Here is a 23,112-nt window from a genome sequence, read left to right on the forward strand (position 1 = left end):
TCACCTCCGGCAGCCGACCGCCGTGTGCGATGCAGCAAAGGTAGGACCGGCCGAGCACGGGTGCTTGACCCCTGGTGACGGATGACTTGTCCTTTGGGGACAGCGGTGACCGGCGGCCGTGGGGCTGGAGGGCCGGCGTGCCGTCATGACCGGCGACCGTGGGCCTATGCAGCCGGCGTGCCGTGGTGCCTCGTGGTGCTGTGGGCGTCAGCCCAGGCCGGAGTGCTGCTCCCGGCCCTTCTCCTTGCGCCACGCCCTCGGGCTACACCCGAACTGCTGGTGGAACCAGCGGGAGAACGCGCTCAGGGACGAGAAGCCCAGGAGGTCGGAGATCTCCGTCAGCGATCGACGGGGCTGGGCCACGAACTGCCCCGCGAGCCGCATGCGTGTGGCGTTGAGCATGGACGAGAACGTCTCGCCGGAGTGGGCCAGATGACGGTGAACGGTGCGCCGGTCGACGCCGAGGCTGCGGGCGACCTGCTCGATGGAGCACCGGCCGGTGGGCAGCAGGGCCTCGATGAGCTCGCGCACACGATCCGCCGCCGAGGTGTCCCTGGGGGTGGCGGTGATGGCGCCGAAGTACTGCCGGGCGTAGTTCCGCAGCTGCGGGTCCGCCATGGCGTTGGGGGCGTCCAGGGCATCGGCGTAGAAGACGATGCCGTTGAACTCACGGTCGAACTCGAGGCCGGGGCCCAGGAGGCGGCGGTGCCTGCCGGAGTCCGCCGGAGCGCTGTGGGTGAACCACACCGAGAGAGGCTGCCACCGCGTGTCGAGGAAGCCCCGCAGAATGCGGGTGAAGGCGCCCACGATCAGTTCCGTGGCCTGCCGGGCCGGCGCCGTTTCGCCGAGCCGGAGCTCCACCTTGATGGTGGCCAGGCCGTTCCGCTCGGACAGGCGGGCGTGCAGGATCTCGTTGTACATGTGCTCGTGGCGCAGCAGCAGGCCCAGCGCGCTGCGTACGTCGGGCTCCTCGCGGACGACCAGGCTGATGGGGCCGAGGTTGGAGAAGCGGCGCAGCTCGGTCATGCGCAGGCCGAAATCGTCGTGGTGCGAGGCGGCCGCGGAGAGTTCCAGGAGGCGGACGGCGGCCGGACCGGAGATCCACCGGTCCTGGACGGCCAGGTCCGCGGTGTCCAGACCCACGCGCTTCATCAGCGCGCGCGGGTCGACGCCGAGGGAGCGGCTCAGCTCGACGTAGCCGTTCAGCGCTGCGGTGCGGACAAGGGGCCTCATGACCACTCCAGGTGCTCGGTCCCCAGAAGTTAAGTTTCCCGTCCCCTCACGTCAAGCATCAGGGGTGTGCGCGCTCTAGCATCCCCTCCATGCGGTCCCGGCACGCGACGTCCCCGGACGCGTCAGGGGACGGAAGCCGGTCCATGGTTCGGACCCGCTTGTCATGACACGGAGGCACACATGCCCGGCATACCGAACATCAGGGATCTGGCGCGAAGGCCGTTCACCGGCCCGGCCGTCTGGCGCGGCCCGGATCTGGCGGGCCGCGAGGACTGGGTCCTCCGGCTCTCGCCCCGGCGGATCGGTGAGCTGAGGACGGCACTGCGGACGGCACGCGGACGCGGTACCCCCTTGCTGAGGATGACCATCGCCGACTTCCCGCTCCCCACCCTCGCCGATGAGCTGGCGGGCGCCGCCGCGGAGCTGGCGACCGGACGGGGGTTCGTCCTGGTCAAGGGCATCGGGGTCGGCGAGCTCAGTGACCGCGATGCCGGCACCGTCCTGCGAGGCATCTGCCAGTACCTGGGGCGGCCCGTGCCCCAGGACGCGGAGGGCCGCACGCTCTGCCACGTCCGCGACGCGGCAGCCGCCGCGGCCGGCCCCGCGGTGTCCGTCCTCCGGTCGCGGGCAGGGGTGCCCTTCCACACCGACGAGGCGGACCTGCTCGGCCTGCTCTGTCTCAGGCCGGCCCGCTCGGGCGGAGACACCTCCCTCGTCAGCTCGGCCGCGCTCCACAACGCGGTGGTGGACCGCCGACCCGACCTCGCGGAGCGCCTGTACCGCACCCACTTCTTCGACCGGCGTGACGCGCACGCCCCCGGCGAGCCTCCGTACGCGGCCGCCCCGCTCGCCACCACGTACGGCGCGGAACTCAGCCTGCGCTACGACCGCGGCCGGCTGGAGGCCGCGCGAGACCTCGCCGGTGTGCCCGGGCCAGAGCAGGCGGACACGGAACTCTACGACCTGGTCGACGCCCTGGCCCGCTCCTCCCGGCTCCGGCTCGACCTCCGCCTCGAAGCCGGCGACCTGCTGCTGGTCGACAACCACGCCGTCCTGCACGCCCGTTCGGCGTTCGAGGACGTCGGTCCACCCGGGCGAGGCCGTCACTTGCTGCGCATGTGGCTGGCCCGGCGCGGGGACACCGGACCGCCGGGTGCGGGCGCTCGCGGTCCCCGCGCCCTGGAGATCCGCCGTGGGGTCACCCCCCTCGACATCGTCCGGCCCCGGAATCTGCGCCCCGCCCGCCCCGCCGGCCCATGCGAGGACCGCCGTCGGCACCGTGCCGACGGCTGAGACGAACAGAGGGAGACTGCCGCCCATGACGAACCTCGCCGCATTTCTGCTGAACTCCGCGGCGAACCGCCGCGACCACGTCGCCGTGCGCCACGACGACACCGCCCTGACCTACGCCGAACTGGACGACCTGAGCGCCAGGTTCGCCGCCGTGCTGCGGGACCGCGGCGTGCGGCCGGGTGACCGCGTGGCCATGACCATGCCGAACGTGCCGCTGTTCCCCGTCGTCTACTACGGGATCCTGCGGGCCGGGGGCGTGGTCGTGCCGATGAACCCCCTGCTCAAGGCCCGTGAAGCGGCGTACGTCCTCCGTGACTCCGGCGCCCGGGTCGCGGTGGCGTTCCCGCTCTTCGCGGACGAGGTCGCGCACGCCGCCGCGGAAGCGGGGGCCGAGTGCCTGGTGACGGAACCCCGGGAGTTCCACGACCTGCTCACGGCCGCCGCCCCGCTGTCCGGCGCCGTCGGCCGGGAAGACGCGGACCCCGCGCTGATCCTCTACACCTCGGGCACCACGGGCACGCCCAAAGGCGCAGAGCTGACGCACGGCAACCTGGTCTCGAACACGGCCACCACCGCCGGGACACTGGTGCAGGCAGGCCCCGACGACGTCCTGTTCGGCGGTCTGCCACTGTTCCACGCCTTCGGGCAGACCTGTGCGCTCAACACATCGGTGGCCGCGGGAGCCACGTTGACCCTGTTGCCGCGGTTCGATCCGCAACGGGCGCTGGAGGTGGTGCACCGCGACGGGGTCACCGTGTTCCTCGGCGTACCGACCATGTTCGCGGCGCTGCTCCACGCCGAACTCCCTGACGGCTTCGACGCCTCCCGGCTGCGGGTGGCCGTCTCGGGCGGCGCCGCGATACCCGTCGAGGTGCTGCGCGGCTTCGAACAACGCTTCGGCGCCACGGTGCTGGAGGGCTACGGCCTCTCCGAGACGTCACCGGTGGCCTCGTTCAACCACCCGGACCGGCCGCGCAAGGCCGGCTCCATCGGCGTGCCGATCCGCGGCGTCGAGATGAAACTCGTCGCGGAGGACGGCTCCCGCACAGGCCCGGGCGAGGTCGGCGAGATCGCGATCCGCGGCGAGAACGTGATGCGGGGATACGTCAACCAGCCGGGGGCGACCGCCGAGGCGATGCGCGACGGATGGTTCCACAGCGGCGACCTGGCCCGCGTCGACGAGGAAGGGTTCTACTTCATCGTCGACCGCAAGAAGGACCTGATCATCCGCGGCGGCTACAACGTGTACCCGCGCGAGATCGAGGAAGTGCTGTACGAGCACCCCGCCGTGGCCGAGGTCGCGGTCATCGGTGTGCCCCACGACGCGCACGGCGAGGAGGTCGCCGCGGTGATCGCCCTCCGCGGCGGCGCCGCTGCGACGGCCGACGAGATCCGCGACTACGTCAAGGAGCGGATCGCGGCGTACAAGTACCCGAGGATCGTCACGTTCGTGGCCGAGCTTCCCAAGGGTCCGACGGGCAAGATCCTCAAGCGCGAGATCGTGGTCGTTCCCTCTGAGGAGGAGCCGTGAACCGGCGGACACGTCCCTGGCGCACGGCGGTGCACACGGCTCAGGGGGCCGCCCGGACCGTGGGATACCGTGCGACGACGAAGACTCTGCTCGGTCCACCTGAGCTGCTACGAGGCCAGACACGGCGGCCGCCCGAAGGGGGAGCTGGATGCTGCAGGCACTGGGACTGAGCCCTGCCGAAGAGGCCGTCTACACCGCCCTGCTGGCCCGCCCGACAGGCTCCGCTCAGGATCTCGCCCGGCAGACCGGACTCGACAGGGGCGAGACGGACCGCATCCTGCTCGACCTGGCCGCCCGCGGTCTGGTGGCGACCGCCCCCGAGGCGGGGAACGGGGCGCCCGGGTCGGCCGACCGCTACCGGCTCACGCCGCCCTCGGTGGCCCTGGCCCCGCTCCTCGTCGAGCAGCGCAGCGCACTGCAGCGGGCCGAGGCCGCGTTCTCGATGCTGACCGAGCAGTACCGCAGTACCGCCGCCCACCCCGCCGGCAGCGTGGTGGAGGTGGTCGTCGGCGTGGAACAGGTCGCACACCGGTTCCACCAACTGCAGCTCGGCGCGCAACGGGAGTTGCTGAGCTTCCTGGTCGGCGAGCCCACCGCGGTGCCGCGCGAGGACACCGACATGTCGGAGAGCTCCGCGCTGGACCGGGGAGTCGACTTCCGGATCGTGGCCACCAAGGACTACCTGGACGATCCCGACGTGACGCGGGACGTGCGGGCGGGCATCACGGCGGGCATCGAGCTGCGCGTGGCCGAAACGCTGCCGCTGAAGATGCTCGTGTCGGACCGGGAGCGTGCCATGGTGCCCCTGGACCTGGCGGACTCCGGCGGCGAGCCGAGCGCGATCGTGGTGCACCGCAGCGGTCTGCTGGCCGCCCTGGTCCAGCTCTTCGAGAAGGAATGGGCCCAGGCGCGGCCGTTGTACACCACCACCACGGGGGTACGCGCGGAGGCGACGGCCGATCAGCGGCCGACCGAGAAGGAACTGGAAGTCCTCGCACTGCTGCTGGCGGGGATCTCCGACCGGCGGGCGGCCTCCCAACTCGGCCTCTCGATACGCACCGTGGAGCGGCGGACCCGCCGCCTGATGGTCCTTGCCGGAGCGGATTCACGCCTGCAGCTCGGGTGGCACGCCGCGCGTGCGGGCTGGCTCTGACCTTCTCCCGCGCAGCCCGGGGGCCACCCGGCTTCCGCCCGGCGTGAGTCGTTTTCCCCTGCCCGCGGCCCGGCGAGCACGGCCGTCGCGGGGTGCCCCATGGAGCTGACGAACCAGCGCGGAGGTGACCGCGTGACGGGTAACCGACATGCGGGAAACCCGTCACACGCGGCGTCCCCACGCCTTCCGCGGGTCTGCCAGGCTGCGCGTCAGCACGGCTTGTGCACGGTATCGAGTGGGGAGATTCATGCGTTCCATCACGCATATAGCCTTGGGTGTGGCGACCGCCGCCTGCCTGGGCGTCACGGCGGTCGCGCCGTCCGGGGCGGCGGATGCGCCGCCTGGCGGCGCCCCCGGGAAGAGGCCCGTCATCGGCAGCGGGGCGGCGGCGACGGCCGGCAAGCAGGTCCCGGTCACGCTCGTCACCGGCGACAAGGTGCTCGTGACCACGGACCCGTCGGGCCGCAGTTCGGCGGCCGTACTGCCCCGTGCGGACGGCACGCAGCCGATGGTGCAGACCTACCAGAGGGGCACGGACCTCTACGTCTACCCCGAGGACGCCTCCCAGGCCATCGCCGAGGGCAGAGTCGACGAGCAGCTGTTCAACGTCACCGGGCTCATCCGTCAGGGATACGACGACACCCACACGGACACGCTGCCGCTCATCGCCACCTACCGCAGCAGTGTGAACGTCGCCGCGAGCACGCCGGCGGCCCCCCGGGGTTCCGAGCGGGGCCTGAGCCTGCCCGTCGTGGACGGCGTCGCGCTCAAGGCGGGCAAGGACACGGCCGCCACCTTCTGGCAGGACGTCACCGACCCCCGCTCACGTTCCGCCGCCACGCTGAAGAAGCTGTGGCTGGACGGCAAGGTGGAGGCCACGCTGGACCGGTCCACCGCACAGGTGCACGCGCCGGAGGCCTGGAGGGCCGGCTACGACGGCTCGCACACCAAGGTCGCCGTGCTGGACACCGGTGTGGACGCCGAGCACCCGGACCTGGTGAACCGGGTCGCCGGCTCCAAGAACTTCACCGACTCCGACAGCACCGACGACCACGTAGGCCACGGGACGCACACCGCTTCCACGGTCGGCGGGTCCGGAGCGGCCAGTGACGGCCGTAAGAAGGGTGTCGCCCCCGGCACCTCGCTGCTCGTCGGCAAGGTCCTCAACGACCAGGGCTACGGCCTGGATTCCTGGATCATCGCGGGTATGCAGTGGGCCGTCGACCAGCGGGCCGATGTCGTCTCCATGAGCCTGGGCAACCCCTCGATCGGCGACTGCGGCGACCCGATGGCCCAGGCGACGCGGCAGCTCGCTCAGAACACCCACACGCTGTTCGTCGTCGCCGCCGGCAACGCCGGCTCCGGCACGGAGACCGTCTCCTCGCCCGGCTGCGTGCCCGGCGTGCTGACCGTCGGCGCCGTCGACCGCGACGACACCACGGCGCCCTTCTCCAGCCGCGGTCCCGTGGCCGTCACCCACACCCTCAAGCCCGAGATCGCCGCCCCCGGCGTCGAGATCTCGGCGGCCGGCGCGGGCGGCCGGGGTGTCTACGCCTACCGGACCATGTCCGGCACCTCGATGGCCACACCGCATGTCGCGGGCGCCGCCGCCGTCGTCCGCCAGGCCCACCCCGACTGGACCGCACAGCAGGTCAAGGCCGCCCTGGTCTCCTCCGCCCGCGTCGGCGGGAAGGTGGCCGGCGCCGACGAGACCGGCGGCGGGGTCCTCGACGTGTTCGGCGCGGTGAACCAGCAGGTGCTCTCCGCTCCCGCCGTCCAGGCCGGCGACTACAACTGGCCGCAGGACGCCTCGGACCGCACCACCGTGCAGGTGCCGTTCACCAACACCGGCGCCGGTGATGTCACCCTGAACCTGAAGGTCAGCGGTGTGCACGGCAACGACGGCAGCGATGTCCACTCCGGCATCGTCAAGCTGGGGCGGAGCAAGGTGAAGGTCCCCGCCGGGGGCACCGTTCAGGTGCCGCTGCGGATCGACCCGACCGCCCGTCTGAAGGACGCCCAGTACGGTGCGGTCACCGGCCGGATCCTGGCCACCGCGGGCCGTGCGCACGTCTCCGTGCCCGTCACGCTCCACGTCCAGCCGGAGACGGTCACCCTCCGGGTCAAGGTCATCGACCGCAACGGCAAGCCCGCGGCCGGTTCTTCTTCCCTGGACCTGGTCAGCCTCGACACCGACAAGGGCGAGCGCCGCCGCAACAGCGGCGCGACCGACCAGACGTACCGCGTGCGCCCGGGCGACTACGCCCTCAGCAGCTTCGTGGGGAGCTACGACGCGGCCGACGCGCCGGAGTCGGTCAGCTACCTCGCGAACCCGCAGCTGCGGATCACCCGTGACACCACCGTCGTCCTCGACGCCCGCAAGGCCCACCGGCTGAGCCTGTGCACCGCACACGCCTCGACGGTGGACAGCACCACGTTCAGCTACACCCGCACGTGGGACGACACCTGGCTGATCTCCGGATCGCTCATGGCCGGCAGCACCGTCCAGAAGTTCTACGCCGACATCGACGGACGTGCCCGGAACGGCACCTTCGAGTTCCGGCCCAGCTGGCGTGCGACCGGCTCCGAGGGCGGCTCGTCCTACGTCTACAACGTGTCCTTCCCGACGCAGGGCCCGCTCCGCGCCGACCAGGTCTACGAGCCCGACGACTCCGAGCTGGCCCAGGTCACCGAGACGTGGCACGCCATGGGCAAGGAGGCCGACTACCTGGACGCCATGTTCGCCCGCCCCGCCGACAGCGGCGGCGCCTACATCCCCGTGAGCCCGTTCGGCACGGTCCACGTGCCCGGCACCCGCACCGCCTACTACACGACGGGCGACACCGCCTGGAGTCACAGCGCGATGACCAGCTTCCCGTTCTCCGCGTCCCTGGGCGACCGCGACCGCGTCTACCGGGCCGGGCAACGGGGCGCCGAGGAGTGGTACGGCGGGCCCGTGCGCCCGGCCGCCCCACGCGACGCCGACGGCAAGCCGGTGCTGGCCGCCGAGCGGCAGGCCGGCCTGATCGGCATTCAGACCGCCCTCTGGCTCGACGGATCCGGCGACCACTGGTCCTACGGCGGATCGTTCGGCGACCTCGGCAAACTGACGCTGAAGCGCGACGGTCAGCAGGTGGCCTCCAGCGCGTATCCGTACGGCGTGTTCAGCGTGCCGGACCAGGACTCCGCGTACGAACTGACCCAGTACCTGGAGAAGATCCCCTCCTCGGACCGGAACTGGCTGCGCTCCACGGCTGTCACCACTGCCTGGAGCTTCCGTTCCCACCTGGAACCGGACGTCTTCTCGCGCGGCCTGCCGATCCTCTTCCCGGTCTACGACATGCCGGTGGACGGCATGAACACCCTGCTGGCGCGGAGCGGCATCGAGGTCGGCCTGTCGGTCGAAGGCCACGCCGGCTACACCCCGGGCGCGATCACGGCGGCCTCGCTGTCCTACTCCTACGACGGCGGCGCCACCTGGACCCAGGCGCCGGCCCAGCAGCGGGACGGCAAGTGGACGGCCGTCCTGGACCACTCCGGCGCCGGCGGCAAGCAGGTCACGATCAAGGCCGGCTTCACCGATGCCCACGGCAACGCGGTCAGCCAGACCATCACCCGGGCCTACGAGGTCCGGTAGTCACACCGTCAGGCCGGGCGGGCTTCCGCGACGAAAGCCCGCCCGGCCAGCTGCTGTCGCCGTGATCATCACCGCACGGCCGGTCAGATGAGGACCGCCGCACACCGGCGGAACAGCCGCCTGCCACCGCTGTCCGCACCGCTGCGATCCTGAGCCGCTCCCGGAAGGGGGCTCGCTTTCGAGCCGCAGGCCGCACCGGTGCCGTATGGGGTGCCACCGGACGCCCGGTGCGTCACACCGGGCTCGTCGAGCGGCCCAGCAGCGCGCTGACGTCGAAGGTCTCGTCCGGTGGCGGCGTGGACCGGGGCACCGGCCGGTCGAAGGCGGAGAAGCCCACGACCGCGTCGGCGCCGTCACCCTTGACGGCGAGGCGCAGCGGATACGGCTTGCCGGTGGCCGCCACGTCGAGCGTCAGCGTGGTCCCGTCCCGCATCCTGGTCAGCGGAATGACGGACGCCTCGCCGAGCGTCGTCTTCGCGCCCTTGTTGAGCGTGCCCGTGTCGTCGTTCGCGTTGTCGCTGACCAGCTTCTGGAAGGTGTTGAGGTCGCACGTCTCGGTCAGGGCGCTCAGCCGGGGGTCGTCGGCCGACCCCTTCATGTAGCGGTCGCCCACGATCGCGGCGAAGGCGGAACCGCCGTTGGGGACCTGGTTCTTCCAGAAGTCCGCGTCCGGCTTGATCCAGATGTCGTCGCCCCGCTTCACGATCAGCGCCGATCCCTGGCTGTTGCCGAGGTCCACCGAACCGTTGCAGTCGCCGTCCCGGTCCAGGGTGAGTTCCAGGGACATGGGGGTGCTGCCCCGGCCGAGGTCGCCCCTCGTGCTCAGGTGCAGGGAACGCGCGCTGAGCAGCGCGTCACGGGAGCGGTCGGCGATCTGCTGCGCGGTCAGGGTGTCGATGTCCTCCGCGTGCGCCACACCGCTGCCGATGAGGCCGCCGCCGGTGACGGAGAGCACGATCGCCGCAGTCCACGCGGCCGGACGTGTGCCGAGGTGTGGACCGGTCACGTCGCCTCCTCGAAGGGTCGTGGCGGGGCTGCCCGGGTCTGCGGCCCGGTCATCCGAGCGTACGCCGCAGGAGGGGCGGTCGCCCGGCGGAGCGGGGTCCCTAAAAGGCCTGGCGCCTGCGTGCGGAGCGCTTCCCGTATGTACGCAGCGTGATGTTCTGCGGTGTTTTCGCTGAAGGGGGCCGGGGGACGGTTGCCGCGGCACCGCCTTGGTGACGTCCGGATCACGGCCGTTCGTCACGCCCGAGTCACGACCGAGAGGGAAACATGAAGAAGTCCATGGGGAGTCTGTCCAGGGCCGTCGTGCGGGGCGCCGCCGTCGCCGGGCTGACCACGGCGCTCGCGGTGGCCACCGGTCTGGCCACGGCCGCCTCGGCCGCCGCTCCGGCGGCGACGCCGCCCGGGCTTTCCTGCGACACGGGCAAGCACGCCGTCGACGACTACACCGGCTACGCGCTGTGCCGGAACAACGGCGCCGCCGCCCAGACCTTCTGGGTGCACCTGGTCTGCGGCTGGTCCCCGGACGTCGACGGTGAGCACGTCACGCTGAACCCGGGTCAGTCCGGCCAGTCGACCGCGCACTGTGCCGGCATCGGCACGGGCATCGGCGAGATCACCGTCCAGCCGTAGGGCCTGCGGCGTTCGGGTGGTGCCGTTCGAGCGGGAGCGGCACCGCGCGGGCGGCTGTCCCGCGACCCGGCCCCGTCGCTCTCCGCCGAGCGGTTGAGCGAGCGGCCCCGACTCGTTACCCTCCAGTAAGTTCGTTCGGTCGGATGTCGGACAGGCGCACGCCTGACGGGGCACGAGGAAGGCGGGCAGCCCATGTCCTCAACGGAATTCACCGGGACGGACGTCGAGACCCCGGCCGGCCTGGCCGACAGCGCACGGGCCCTCGCGGACGGCCGCACCACCGCCACCCGGCTCGTCACCGAGGCCCTCGCCCGGATCGAGGCGAGCCAGGACACCCTCAACGCCTTCCGGCACCTGCGCGCCGATGCCGCGCTCGCCGAGGCCGCCGAGGCCGACCGCCGGCTCGCGGCGGGGGAGCGGCTGCCGCTGCTCGGGGTGCCCGTCGCCGTCAAGGACGACACCGACGTCGCCGGGATGCCCACCCACTTCGGCTGCGCGGGGGAGCGGCCCGACGCGATCGCCGACAGCGAGTCGGTACGCCGGCTGCGCGCGTCCGGGGCCGTGATCGTCGGGAAGACCAACTCCTGCGAACTGGGCCAGTGGCCGTTCACCGAAGGGCCCGCCTTCGGCGCCACCCGCAACCCGTGGAACACGGCCCACACCCCGGGCGGTTCGTCCGGCGGTTCGGCGGCGGCCGTCGCAGCCGGACTGGTGCCCGCCGCGCTCGGCTCCGACGGAGCCGGGTCCGTCCGCATCCCCGCCGCGTGGACCCATCTCGTCGGCATCAAACCCCAGCGCGGCCGGATCTCCGTGCACCCCCACAGCGACGCCTTCCAGGGGCTCACCGTCAACGGCCCCCTGGCCAGGACCGTCGCCGACGCCGCCCTCCTGCTCGACGCGGTCGCGGGCCCGCACGCCGACGACCCGCACCGCCCGCCGCCCGTCCAGGCCTCGGCCGCCGCCCGCCGTGATCCGGGCCGGCTGCGGATCGCCCTCGCCTGGCGCCCCCCGCTCACCCTCACCGGCACGGCGCCCCATCCCCACGTCCGCCGGGCGGTCACCGAAGTCGCCGAGGCACTGGCCCGGCTCGGCCACCACGTCGAGGAGGCCCGGCCCCGCTACGGGCTGATCGGCTTCGGCTTCCTCCCCCGGGCCACCGCCGGCATCGCCGAACTCGCCGCCCTGCACCCGGAACCCGCGCTCCTGGACGCCCGCACCCGCAGCGCCCTGCGCACCGGAACCCGGCTCGGCGGCCGGGTGCTGAGGGCGGCGAGGGAGCGGGAGGTGCGCCAGCACCGGCGGATCGGCGCCCTGTTCCACCCGGTCCGTGGCAGAGCCGGATCGGGACGCCCGGGGTTCGACGTGCTGCTCACCCCGACGACCGCCCTGCCGCCCCCGCGGATCGGCAGGTTCGACGGGCTGAGCGCCTGGCGCACCGATGTGGCGATCACCGAGGCGTGTCCGTACGCCTGGCCGTGGAACGTCCTCGGCTGGCCCGGGATCAACGTCCCGGCGGGCTTCACCCCGGACGGCCTCCCCGTGGGGGCCCAGCTGCTCGGCCCCTCCCGCAGCGAGGAACGGCTCATCTCGCTCGCCGCCCAACTGGAGGCCGACCGGCGCTGGTACGAGCACCGCCCGCCGGCCAGGTACTGACGGCCGCACGGCCCGGCGGACGGTCACCCCTCACCCCTGCGGATGTCAGGCGCGCTCCTTCGTCCCCGTGGTGAGCGTGGCCTCCACGCGCCCCACGGCACAGGTCGCGCCGAACGCGGTCAGATGGACCAGGCAGTGGTCGGTGAACGGCGGTGCGAGCCAGGCGGCCACGTCCTCGTCCGTGATCCGGTACGGGGCGCGTTCCCCGTGCTGGCCGCCGTGCCCGCCGCCGCCCGCAGCGGACACCGTCTCTGGGGCGCCGCAACCGGCTCTACGGCACCCGGGCGGTCCACTCGGCCGTGCCGAACTTGGTGCGGACGAGCTCCTCGGCCCGGGCCAGTTCCTCGGGGGTCACGTCTCCCCGGGTGAGGCCGTGGCGCTTGCGGAACGACTCGATCATCTGCTCGATGACGGCCTGCCGGGGCAGGCCCGTCTGCCGGCGCAAGGGGTCGACGCGCTTCTTGGCGCTCTTCGTTCCCTTGTCGGACATCTTCTCCTTGCCGATGCGCAGGACGTCGAGCATCTTGTCGGCGTCGATGTCGTACGACATCGTCACGTGGTGCAGCACCGCGCCGGGGCCGCCGTCCGGCCCGACCACGCGCTTCTGCGCCGCCCCCGCGATCTTCCCGACCTCGGTCGCGATGTCGTTCAGCGGCTGGTACCAGGCCTTGATCCCCATGTCGCCGAGTGCTTCGAGCACCCAGTCGTCCAGATAGGCGTAGCTGTCCGCGAAGGAGAGGCCGGAGACGAGGCTCTGAGGCACCGCCAGCGAATAGGTGATGGTGCTGCTGGGCTCCGCGAACATCGCGCCCCCGCCGGAGACGCGCCGCACGACCGTGACACCGTGACGGTCGACGCCCGCCTGGTCGACCTCGTTGCGCAGGGACTGGAAGCTGCCGATGATCACCGCGGGGGAGTCCCACTCCCACACCCGGAGCGTGGGGGGCCGCCGGCCGGCGGCGACCTCCGCCGTGATGACCTCGTCGAGGGCCATGTGGAGCGCGGGGGACTGCGGGGCGTCGTGGATGAGCTGCCAGTCGTAGTCGCTCCACTCCGTGGCGTGCGCCAGCGCGCGGCGTACGGCGACGGCGACCCCCTCCGACGTGAGCCCGAGCATCACCGTCGACCCGGGGAGGGCCGCGTCGATCCGGGCCGCCAGGCCCGCGGTGTCGGTGGTGGCCGGCGCCCCCTCCAGCGCCGCGTCGATGTCGAGGATGGCCTCGTCCGGCTCCAGGAAGAAGTCACCCGCCACCCGTACGTCGCGCAGGGCCCCACCCCGGACGTCCAGGTCCACCACGACCAGTTTGCCGCCGGGGACCTTGTACTCACCGTGCACAGCCATGCCTCCACTTCCGCCGGTCCGTATGCTTACGAATCCGCTCCGACCAGGCATAACGCCGGGGCTGAGTCGATTTAATCCGCCGGGGACGGCTCGACGGCGCGGGCTCCCCCGGCAGGGGTGAAGCGCGGCGGTCCGGGGCCGGCCGCGGGCGCGGTGTCCCGGCGGGTGGCGCCTGGCCGGAGGGCCCTCCCGGCCGGGGGTCCCGGACGCGCGGCGGCCGGGTTGCGTGGAGGTTTCGCCGCATTCCGGGGGCGTGTATCGGCCGCCTCGGCCAGTGGTATGGACCAAGGTCTTGACACCCGCTTAGTTCACTTCTTAAATCACCGAGTGAACTAAGCGGCTCCACCGTCACATCCGCGCGCGTGCCTCACGTGCCACCCCCACCCCGGTCGGCGCAGCTCTCCGATGTCCCCCCGCGCCCTGTGTCTGTCACGGATATGTCTGTCATATGCATGACAGTTTCCCTTTCCCCCCTCACGCACCGGAAGGGAGAGTCATGGACTCCCCACGCCGTACGCGGCGCCTGCTGCACTCCGTACTCTCGGTTCTCACACTTGCCCTGGTCACCACCACCCTCGCGGGTGGCGGCGGACCCGCATCCGCCGCCCCGGTGGCCGACACCGCGGCGGCCGCCGCCGTCACGACGTTCGCCGACGAGTTCGACGGCGCCGCCGGCTCGGCGGTGAACGGCAGCAAGTGGCAGATCGAGACCGGCGACAACGTCAACAACCATGAGCGGCAGTACTACACGGCGGGCAACAGCAACGCCGCGCTGGACGGCCAGGGCCATCTGGTCATCACCGCGCGCAAGGAGAACCCGAACAACTACCAGTGCTGGTACGGCACGTGTCAGTACACCTCCGCCCGGCTCAACACCTCGGGGAAGTTCACCCAGACCTACGGCCATGTCGAGGCGCGGATGAAGATCCCGCGCGGGCAGGGCATGTGGCCGGCCTTCTGGATGCTCGGTGACGACATCGGACAGGTCGGCTGGCCCAACTCCGGCGAGATCGACATCATGGAGAACGTCGGCTTCGAGCCCTCCACCGTCCACGGCACCCTGCACGGTCCCGGCTATTCCGGCTCCGCCGGCATCGGCGCCGGATACACCCTGCCGAACGGGCAGGCATTCGCCGACGCCTTCCACACGTTCGCCATCGACTGGGCCCCCAACTCGGTGAGCTGGTCCGTGGACGGCACCGTCTACCAGCACCGCACGCCCGCCGACACCGGCGGGAACACGTGGGCGTTCAACAAGCCCTTCTTCCTCATCCTCAACCTCGCGGTCGGCGGCTACTGGCCGGGCGACCCCGACGGCAACACCGCCTTCCCCCAGCAGCTCGTCGTCGACCACGTGCGCGTCACCACCAGCGACACCCAGCCGCAGACCGGCGGACAGATCACCGGTATCGGCGGCAAGTGCGTGGACGTCGCAGCGGCGGCCACCGCCAACGGCACCCCCGTACAGCTCTACGACTGCAATGGGACCAACGCCCAGCGGTGGAGTGTGAACGCGGACGGTACGATCCGCGCCCTCGGCAAGTGCCTCGACGTGGCCTCGGGCGGAACGGCCGACGGCACCGTCGTGCAGTTGTGGGACTGCAACGGCTCGGCCGCTCAGCGCTGGGCCGTGAGCGGGGCGCGCGACATCGTCAATCCACAGGCGAACAAGTGTCTGGACGCCACCGGCAACAGTTCGGCCAACGGCACCCGGCTCCAGATCTGGACGTGCGGCGGGACCGCCAACCAGAAGTGGACGGTGACCCGTTGATGCGCGGTCGTCTCTCGGGTGAGCGCGTGCCGGCCGTCCGGAGCCTGCTCGGCGCGGGGGTCGCCGCGGTGCTGATGGCCGGCCTGACCGGATCCCCTGCCCTGGGCGCCGCCGCGGCGACCGGACAGATCACGGGCCTCGCCGGCAAGTGCGTCGACGTCGCAGGCGCGAGCACCGCCAACGGCACGCCGGTGCAGCTCTACGACTGCAACGGCACCAACGCACAGCAGTGGGACGTCGGTTCGGACGGAAGCGTCAAGGCCCTCGGGAAGTGCCTGGACGTGACGTCGGCCGGTACGGCGAACGGCACCGCCGTCCAACTGTGGGAGTGCAACGGCTCCGCCGCCCAGCGCTGGACCGTCACCGCGGCGCACGACATCGTCAACCCGCAGGCGGACAAGTGCCTGGACGTCACCGGCAACAGTTCGGCCAACGGCACCCGGCTCCAGATCTGGACGTGCACGGGCGCGGCCAACCAGAAGTGGACCGCGCCCACCGGCGGCGGGGGAGACCCGACGCCGCCCGCCGGTGCGATGGCCGTCGCCCCGTACCTCTACAACGGCTGGGGCAGCCCGCCCAGTCCGACCACGGTCATGAACGCCACCGGCGTCAAGTGGTTCACCCTCGCCTTCGTCCTCAGCAACGGCTACTGCAACCCCCAGTGGGACGGCGGCAGACCGCTGACCGGAGGGGTGGACCAGCAGACGGTGAACACCGTCCGGGCCGCGGGCGGCGACGTGATCCCGTCCTTCGGCGGCTGGAGCGGCAACAAGCTGGAGAGCTCCTGCTCCAGCGCCGGTGAGCTGGCTGCCGCGTACCAGAAGGTCATCAACGCCTACGGGCTCAAGGCCATCGACATCGACATCGAGGCCGAGGCGTACGCCAGCGCCACGGTCCAGCAGCGCACGGTCGACGCGCTGAAGACGGTCAAGGCCACCAATCCCGGGCTCAAGGTCTACGTCACCTTCGGCACCGGTCAGAACGGCCCCGACGGCAGCCTGATCGGCAAGGCCGCCGCGTCGGGCCTGACCGTCGACAGCTGGACGATCATGCCGTTCGACTTCGGCGGGGCGGGCCAGAACATGGGGGCCCTCACCGTCAGCGCGGCCGAAGGGCTGAAGAACACCGTCAAGAGCGCCTACGGCTACTCGGACGACCAGGCCTACCGGCACACCGGCATCTCGTCGATGAACGGCATCACCGACAACAGCGAGACCGTGACGGTCGCGGACTTCCGCACCATCCTCGGGTACGCGCAGCAGCGGCACCTCGCCCGGCTGACCTTCTGGTCGGTCAACCGGGACCGCCCGTGCACGGGCGGCGGTGCCGACACCTGTTCGGGCGTCTCCCAGCAACCCTGGGAATACACGAAGGTGTTCGCCCAGTACGCCGGCTGACCGGCTGATCCGGGAGTCCTCCGAAGGGCCCCTCGGCGCTTGCGCGCCGGGGGGCCCGCTTCGTCGTACCTCCCCCTTGGAATCCCTCATGCGGTGATCCAGGCCCGTCGGGCACGCACGACCATCCGCTGGGCCGGCCGCGCCCTGCGCATGTCCGGCCGGACGCGGAGAGCGCGCCGGCGGGACGAGCCGCACGGCGGTGAGGACGCACTCCGGCCGGCCCGGCGTCGATCAGTGCGCTGTCGGTGATGGCCCGGTGCGCTCACCGGACATCCGGCCGAGTAGTCCGGCATAGCTTGGCGTTGCAACGTTTCCACGAGTTCGCACCGTGCGGGCAAGCGCCGGTACGCGTCGCCGTCTTCGCCGTTCCCGAGCACACGATTCGGTCGTTCCCCGGTCGGCATGCGTCGTCAGCGGCGCTCCTGGCCGCTGTGGCCCTTACCAGCGGTGTGGTGGTCCGCCCGCACGCGGAGGCAGCTCGCTCGCACGGTGCTGCGGCAGCCGATGGCCGCGGCGCGCACAGACGAAAGGACCCTCCATGCACCGGCTGCTGAGCGACGGTATCCGCACCTCGGGGCCGCCCAAGGATGATCCTCGTGGCCTCTTGCCGCCCCTGACACCGGTCGTGGCGGGGGTCACCGGCGGTGTGCTCCCGCAGCCCACCGGTCTCCTGGCACGGCCGCGGTCATGAAGCGCGTCGAGGCCTCAGCCTGGGCCCCGCTGGCCGCCCGGGTCTTTCGTGCTCTGTGGATCGCACAACTGGTCTCCAACACCGGCAGTTGGATGCAGACGGTGGGCGCCCAATGGCTGCTCGTCGGCCACAGCGCGGCGCTGGTGACGCTCGTGCAGACCGCGGCGAGCCTCCCGGTCGTCCTGTTCGCCCTGCCTTCCGGTGTGCTGGCCGATCGCTACGACCGCCGGTCGGTGATCCTGGCCGCCCAGTTCGCCATGCTCGTCGTCTCCACCGCGCTGACGGTGCTGGCCTTCCAGGACGCGCTCACCGCCCCCCTGCTGCTGTCCCTCACCTTCCTCCTGGGGTGTGGAACCGCCCTGATGGGGCCGGCCTGGCAGGCCATCCAGCCGGAACTGGTCGAACGGAACCAGCTGGGGCAGGCCGCCGCACTGGGGGCCGTGAACATGAACCTGGCTCGCGCGGTCGGGCCGGCCCTCGGCGGTGCCCTGGTCGCGGCAGCCGGCGCGGGCTGGGTCTTCGCGTTCAACGCCCTCTCCTACCTCGGCATCGCCGCCGTCCTGCTGCTGTGGAAACGACCACGTGCGCAACGGCCACCTGCCGGGGACGAGAGACTGCTGGCGGCCGTGCTCGCGGGCCGGCGCTATGTCTGGCACGCGCCCGGCGTACGTCGGGTCCTCGTGCGTACGCTCTTGTTCATTCCTGGTGGGGCGGCGTTGTGGTCGCTGCTCCCCCTCGTGGCCAGCCGTTCTCTCGGGCTCGGCTCCGGAGGCTACGGACTCCTGCTCGGGGCGGTCGGGATCGGCGCTGTGAGCGGAGCCTTCGTCCTGCCCAGGATCCGTCGGGTGCTGGGAGCCAACGGCACCTTGGCCGGGGGAGCGGTCGTGTTCGCGGTCTGCCTCGCCGTGCTGGCCGTGGTCCACTCCCCGTGGATCGCGGCCGCTTCGCTGCTGCCCGCGGGCCTTGCCTGGATCGGGGTCCTGTCCACCCTCAACGCGGCGATCCAGCAGCGGTTGCCCGGTTGGGTCAGGGCCCGTGGGCTCGCCTTCTACCTGGTGGTGTTCCAAGGCGGGCAAGCGCTGACGGCACCGCTGTGGGGTGCGCTCGCCGACGGACTGGGGCTGACGGTCTCTCTGCTCACCGGCACGGTCCTGCTGCTCGCAGCGGCCGTGAGCGTGCGGCGCTGGCCGCTGCACACGACCGCCGGCATCGATCCGCAGCTCTCCGACCACTGGCCCACCCCGCCCCTGGTGTTCGAGCCGGGACCGGCCGACGGCCCGGTGCTCGTCTCCCTCACCTACCAGGTCGCTCCCGGTGATCAGGCCGCCTTCACCGACCGCATGAGGGACCTCGCCCGTTCACGGCGCCGCACGGGCGCACTCACCTGGGGCCTGTACCAGGACGGCCGGCGTCCCGAACGGTTCACCGAGAACTATCTGGTCGCGTCGTGGTCGGAGCACCTGGCTCAGCATCACGGCCGTCTCACAGCGACCGACCGCCACATCGAAGAGCGTGTCCGCCGCCTCCTCGTACCGGATACGCACCCGGAAGTGACGCATGCCTTCGACGCGTCGGCCGGCCCCGTGGTCACGGCCACCGCGGACCAGGACCGGGCGAGCATCGCAGAGGCGTAGGCAGGCCCCCGTACGTCTCCTCCCCCTTCGCGCGAAGGGGGAGGAGACGTACGGGGCCGGCATCGCGGATCAGGCGGTACCCGAGTTCCTCGTTGACGAGGCCAGGACGTCGCCGTCGAGGCCCTCGTGCGCCGTGCGGGCCTGCGCGACCGGGCGAACCTCGCCCGGTGCGGCAGCAGACGTACGAGAAGGCGGCGCCACCGTACGAGCCGGTGGTGCCGCCTTCTTCGCGTGGTCGCCACGGCGACCGTCACGCCGTCGGTCAGTCGGTTCGCAGGGCGGTGCGAAGCGTCGCGACGGCGAGGGTGATCGCGGCCTGGGCGGCGTGGGTCTCGCGCAGGGTGTTGAGCATCACGAAGTCGTGGATGATGCCCTGGAGGCGGACCGCGGTCACGGGGACGCCGGCCTCGCGGAGCTTGTTGGCGTAGGCCTCGCCCTCGTCGCGCAGGACGTCGGCCTCACCGGTGATGACCAGGGCCGGAGGCAGTCCGGTGAGCTGCTCGGTGGTGGCGCGCAGCGGGGACGCGGTGATCTCCGCGCGCTGCTTCTCGTCGGTGGTGTACTGGTCCCAGAACCACTGCATGCCGTCGCGGCGCAGGAAGTAACCCGTCGCGAACTGGTGGTAGGAGCCGGTGTCGAAGTTCGCATCGGTGACGGGGTAGAACAGCACCTGCTGGACCAGGGGCAGGTCGCCGCGCTGCTTGGCCATCAGGGTGAGGGCGGCCGCCATGTTGCCGCCGACCGAGTCGCCGACCACGGCGAGGCGCGTGGCGTCCAGGCCCTTGGTGGCGCCCTGCTCGACGATCCACCGGGCGACGGTGTAGTTCTGCTCGATGGCGACGGGGTAGCGCGCCTCGGGCGACAGGTCGTACTCGGGGAAGACGACCGCGGCGCGGGCGCCGACGGCGAGCTCGCGTACGAGACGGTCGTGGGTGTGGGCGTTGCCGAACACCCAGCCGGCGCCGTGGATGTAGAGGATCACCGGCAGGGTTCCCTCGGCGCCGGCCGGCTTGACGATCCGGGCCCGGACGTTGCCCGTGGGGCCGCCCGAGACGGTGATCCACTCCTCGTCCACGCTCGGCTTGGCGATGTCCCCGGACTGCACCTCGTCGACGGCCTTGCGTCCGTCGACGGGGCCGAGGTCGAAGAGATAAGGCGGATTGGCGGTAGCCTCGGCGAACGCCTGGGCGGCGGGTTCCAGCACCGGCGGAACCGGCTCGATGATGTCGGACACGGATATCTCCTGCTGCTGTCGGTGCGTTGTGTTGTCCCTCCACACTAAAAGCAGGAACGGCCGTACGTGTTCCGCACGCGCACTCGCTCTGTCCGCAAAGCGCACAAAGAGACGCACAGCCCATGGGCGTGCGTAAGCGGTACAGGCTGTATGTCCGAAGCTGGCTGCGCCATGAAATGCGCAGGGTTTCTCCAGCTGCTCTTCCCTGATTTCCCGGATGCGGGCAACCATCCGGGCACCTGCATCGCGAAACCTGGGCGGCCCTGGCGTGAACGTCATTCGGTTGAAGCTGCATCGCTATTCGCGCGTCGACTGATCTGCGGACGTCGCTTTGTTCCTCGGAGAACAAAAGGGTGTACACAAAGGGGCTACTCGTCCGCCTCGTGAGGTCCTAACTTTCAGGGGTCGACGGAACACCCGGGAATGCGTGGGAACACGAGTGAGCAGCCCCTCTTCGGGGCGGCCCTTTCTCATGTCCCAAGCCCACGCCGATCACCGGCCGCAGGGCCATTGCGCCAGACACCGCACCGTGTCGCATGGCGCCCTGAAGGCAGCCCAGGCCTCAGCGTCCGGCTGCGCCTCGACGAACCGACCGCACGACCTGATTCCGCGATCCTCCAGTCGCACGAACCACCTCTCTCCAGGAGACACACCATGCCTCGTCCTTCCCGACGCGTCCTCGTCGCCGCGTTCACGGCTGTCACGGCCGGATCCCTCGCGTTCGCCGTCCCCACCACCGCGGCGCCGCGTACCGCTGTGGCGGCCAAGGCCACCCAGGCCGGTTCCGCGGCCAAGCCGACGATCGTGCTGGTACACGGTGCCTGGGCCGACGCCTCCAGCTGGAACCCGGTCATGTCCCGTCTCCAGCGCGCCGGCTACACCGTCTACGCGCCGCCGAACCCGCTGCGTGGCGTCGCCTCCGACGCGGAGACCGTCGCCGACTTTGTGGCCACCATCCCCGGCCCGGTCGTCCTGGTCGGCCACTCCTACGGCGGCATGGTCATCACCAACGCCGCCACCTCGCTGCCCAACGTCAAGGCGCTGGTCTACGACGACGCCTACATTCCCGCCCAGAACGAGACGGTGTTCCAGATCAACGCCGCCGAACCCGGGTCCTGTGTCAACGTCGACCCCTCGGCGTTCCTCAATCTGGTTCCCTACCCGGGTGCCGCCTCCGGCGACGCCGACGCCTATCTCAAGACCGCGCCCAACGGTGTCTACCAGGGGTTCGACTCGTGCTTCGCCAACGGGGTCCCCAGCGATCAGGCGAGCCTCCTCGCGGCCGGCCAGCGTCCGTTCGCCGTGAGCGCGGGCTCTGAGCCCTCCGGTGCTCCGGCGTGGAAGACGCTGCCCTCCTGGGCCGTCGTCGGTACCCAGGACCACGTCATCCCCCCGGCCGAACAGCTCGCCATGGCCCAGCGGGCCGGCTCTCACATCGTCAAGGTGCCGGCCGGTCACCTGTCCCTGATCACCCGTCCGGACACGGTCACGGACACGGTCATCGCGGCTGCGCGAGCTACCGGCTGACCAGCTCGTCCCGCCACCCTGTCCGACCGGCACGCGCCGGCGTACGGGCACTGTCCTCGGGAGCGAAGGGCTGCCACCAGCCGCCGGCAGTCACAGCGCAGGCGGTGGGAAGGGGCGTCCGCGTCGACCACGTGCGTGGTCGACGCGGGCCTCGGCCACGGACGGAGATCTCCGTGTGCGGCGCGACAGCGCCTCGCCGTACGGAGGTCTTCGTGCCCCCGGCGGCTCGACCCGGGGCTGGACTCTCCCGCGGCTCGCCTGGTCGGACACGTGCCTGGAGCCGCGTCACACCCACCCTCGACGTGCTGCCTGCCACGCGAGTTGCATGCGCGTGCCCGCTCCGGCGCGCTCCATCACGCGTTGGATGTGCCGCTGTACCGTGCGTCTGCTGAGGCCCATGTGGGAGGCGATCGCCTTGTCGGCGACGCCGGCGACCAGCAGGGAGAGCAGCTGGCGGTCGGTGGCCGAGAGGGAGAAGCCTTCGGCTGCGCCGTCGAGGCCGCTGATCGCCGTGTCGTCGACGTTCAGCGGAACGGCGTCTTCCCAGTAGCGTTCGAAAAGGGCGAGCAGGGCGCTGAGCAGGTTGCTGTCCCGGACCAAGGCGGTGGTGGGTTCGTCGGGGCTTCCACCCGGGCCACCGGGGACCAGCGGGAAGATCGCGACCGAGCGGTCGGCGATCGCCAGGCGCAGCGGCAGATGAGGGACCGCTCGGGCTGTCTCGCCGGCGCGCACGCCGGCCACCACGTTGTCCACGGCGCCCTCGTCGTCGAAAAACGCCTTCTCGTACAGCACCCGATACTCGACGCCACGTGCCAGAGCGGCGAACTCCTCCGCGTTGCTGCCGGACGGCATGGCCACGTACTGGGCCTTGCAGAACCACAGCATCTCCTCGCGCGCGGAGGTCTGTATCTGCCGTAGGTGCTGGCGCAGGGCCTCGGCTCCCGTGATGACCTCCAGGAGGTGGCCCGCGTGGTGGCGTCGGGCCGTCTCCTGGTAGGACTCGATCAGTCTGGCCGCCTCCGCGCGCGCCTGGTCCAGCGCGTCGGTGCTGCTCTTGATGCGGGGCAGCAGCGCGACATCAGGCGGGACGGCACGGTAGACGCGAGGTTCGCCGTCGGTGTGGCTGACCAGCCCCAGAGAGGCGAGCAGGCTGAGAGTTCGCCGGGTCTCGGTGAGGTCCATGAGGGTGCGGCGGGTGAGATCCTCGGCGCTGGCGCGGCCGGAGACGACGAGGAGCCGGTAGACGGATTCCGCCGGCTCCGGGACCCCCACCGCTTCCAACACCTCGGACACCTTCCCGAACTGCAGCACACCAGACAGTTGAAAAGCGTACTGCAGAGAAACGGGGGCGGCGGGTGGGTGAACGGCGCGACCGTTCACC

Annotated in this window: 15 protein-coding genes and 1 pseudogene; 10 read left to right on the forward strand and 6 right to left on the reverse strand. The window is 71.5% G+C overall.

Features of this window, described 5'->3' with window-relative positions:
* Positions 1 to 207: 207 nt before the first annotated feature.
* Complete coding sequence (locus ABZ454_RS34845) at positions 208 to 1,233, reverse strand: AraC family transcriptional regulator (RefSeq protein ID WP_359543534.1); 1,026 nt, start codon at positions 1,231 to 1,233, stop codon at positions 208 to 210.
* Between the two features lie 180 nt (positions 1,234 to 1,413).
* Here ABZ454_RS34845 and ABZ454_RS34850 point away from each other — a divergent pair, with 180 nt between their 5' ends.
* The 4 genes from ABZ454_RS34850 to ABZ454_RS34865 all read left to right on the forward strand — a co-directional run bounded on the left by ABZ454_RS34850 (position 1,414) and on the right by ABZ454_RS34865 (position 8,847).
* Entirely contained in the window at positions 1,414 to 2,526 is a 1,113-nt protein-coding gene (locus ABZ454_RS34850) for a TauD/TfdA family dioxygenase (RefSeq protein ID WP_359543535.1), read from the forward strand.
* Positions 2,527 to 2,551: 25 nt separating this feature from the next.
* On the forward strand, positions 2,552 to 4,057 hold the full coding sequence (locus ABZ454_RS34855; protein ID WP_359543536.1) for a long-chain fatty acid--CoA ligase: 1,506 nt from the start codon (positions 2,552 to 2,554) through the stop codon (positions 4,055 to 4,057).
* A gap of 148 nt (positions 4,058 to 4,205) precedes the next feature.
* A complete protein-coding gene (locus ABZ454_RS34860) occupies positions 4,206 to 5,210 on the forward strand; it encodes a helix-turn-helix domain-containing protein (protein WP_359543537.1) in 1,005 nt (334 codons plus the stop codon).
* Positions 5,211 to 5,457: 247 nt separating this feature from the next.
* Positions 5,458 to 8,847, forward strand: coding sequence for a S8 family serine peptidase (locus ABZ454_RS34865; RefSeq protein ID WP_359543538.1), 3,390 nt, complete (start codon positions 5,458 to 5,460; stop codon positions 8,845 to 8,847).
* Between the two features lie 232 nt (positions 8,848 to 9,079).
* On the opposite strand, the gene ABZ454_RS34870 is transcribed toward ABZ454_RS34865, so the two are convergent.
* The gene (locus ABZ454_RS34870) at positions 9,080 to 9,853 is read right to left on the reverse strand and encodes a hypothetical protein (RefSeq protein ID WP_356317213.1); all 774 of its coding nucleotides are present in this window, start codon (positions 9,851 to 9,853) and stop codon (positions 9,080 to 9,082) included.
* A gap of 266 nt (positions 9,854 to 10,119) precedes the next feature.
* On the opposite strand from ABZ454_RS34870, the gene ABZ454_RS34875 reads away from it, so the two are divergent.
* Together ABZ454_RS34875 and ABZ454_RS34880 are read left to right on the forward strand one after the other, a co-directional pair.
* Entirely contained in the window at positions 10,120 to 10,482 is a 363-nt protein-coding gene (locus tag ABZ454_RS34875) for a hypothetical protein (RefSeq protein ID WP_356317215.1), read from the forward strand.
* Between the two features lie 192 nt (positions 10,483 to 10,674).
* The gene (locus tag ABZ454_RS34880; protein WP_359543539.1) at positions 10,675 to 12,135 is read left to right on the forward strand and encodes an amidase; all 1,461 of its coding nucleotides are present in this window, start codon (positions 10,675 to 10,677) and stop codon (positions 12,133 to 12,135) included.
* A 45-nt stretch (positions 12,136 to 12,180) separates the two neighbouring features.
* On the opposite strand, the pseudogene ABZ454_RS34885 reads toward ABZ454_RS34880, so the two are convergent.
* Positions 12,181 to 12,333, reverse strand: a pseudogene (locus ABZ454_RS34885) (DNA-binding protein); the annotation flags it as partial.
* A 73-nt stretch (positions 12,334 to 12,406) separates the two neighbouring features.
* Positions 12,407 to 13,471, reverse strand: coding sequence for a biotin/lipoate A/B protein ligase family protein (locus ABZ454_RS34890; protein WP_356317240.1), 1,065 nt, complete (start codon positions 13,469 to 13,471; stop codon positions 12,407 to 12,409).
* Between the two features lie 502 nt (positions 13,472 to 13,973).
* On the opposite strand from ABZ454_RS34890, the gene ABZ454_RS34895 reads away from it, so the two are divergent.
* From ABZ454_RS34895 to ABZ454_RS34905, 3 genes are all read left to right on the forward strand, one after another.
* Positions 13,974 to 15,248, forward strand: coding sequence for a family 16 glycosylhydrolase (locus ABZ454_RS34895; protein ID WP_359543540.1), 1,275 nt, complete (start codon positions 13,974 to 13,976; stop codon positions 15,246 to 15,248).
* The gene (locus ABZ454_RS34900) at positions 15,248 to 16,645 is read left to right on the forward strand and encodes a ricin-type beta-trefoil lectin domain protein (RefSeq protein ID WP_359543541.1); all 1,398 of its coding nucleotides are present in this window, start codon (positions 15,248 to 15,250) and stop codon (positions 16,643 to 16,645) included. The genes ABZ454_RS34895 and ABZ454_RS34900 overlap by 1 nt, the downstream gene beginning before the upstream one ends.
* Positions 16,646 to 17,332: 687 nt before the next feature.
* Entirely contained in the window at positions 17,333 to 18,970 is a 1,638-nt protein-coding gene (locus ABZ454_RS34905; protein ID WP_359543542.1) for an MFS transporter, read from the forward strand.
* Positions 18,971 to 19,232: 262 nt separating this feature from the next.
* Here the strand turns inward: ABZ454_RS34905 and ABZ454_RS34910 are convergent, their stop codons facing one another.
* Positions 19,233 to 20,204: an alpha/beta hydrolase gene (locus tag ABZ454_RS34910; protein WP_359543543.1), complete on the reverse strand. Its 972-nt coding sequence runs from the start codon at positions 20,202 to 20,204 to the stop codon at positions 19,233 to 19,235.
* A 654-nt stretch (positions 20,205 to 20,858) separates the two neighbouring features.
* Between ABZ454_RS34910 and ABZ454_RS34915 the strand changes: the two genes are divergently transcribed.
* Entirely contained in the window at positions 20,859 to 21,731 is an 873-nt protein-coding gene (locus ABZ454_RS34915; protein ID WP_359543544.1) for an alpha/beta hydrolase, read from the forward strand.
* 285 nt (positions 21,732 to 22,016) lie between these two features.
* On the opposite strand, the gene ABZ454_RS34920 is transcribed toward ABZ454_RS34915, so the two are convergent.
* The gene (locus tag ABZ454_RS34920; RefSeq protein ID WP_359543545.1) at positions 22,017 to 23,042 is read right to left on the reverse strand and encodes a LuxR C-terminal-related transcriptional regulator; all 1,026 of its coding nucleotides are present in this window, start codon (positions 23,040 to 23,042) and stop codon (positions 22,017 to 22,019) included.
* Positions 23,043 to 23,112 lie beyond the last annotated feature (70 nt).

Origin of the sequence: Streptomyces sp. NPDC005803 (assembly GCF_040630435.1) — a bacterium.
Lineage (GTDB): Bacteria > Actinomycetota > Actinomycetes > Streptomycetales > Streptomycetaceae > Streptomyces.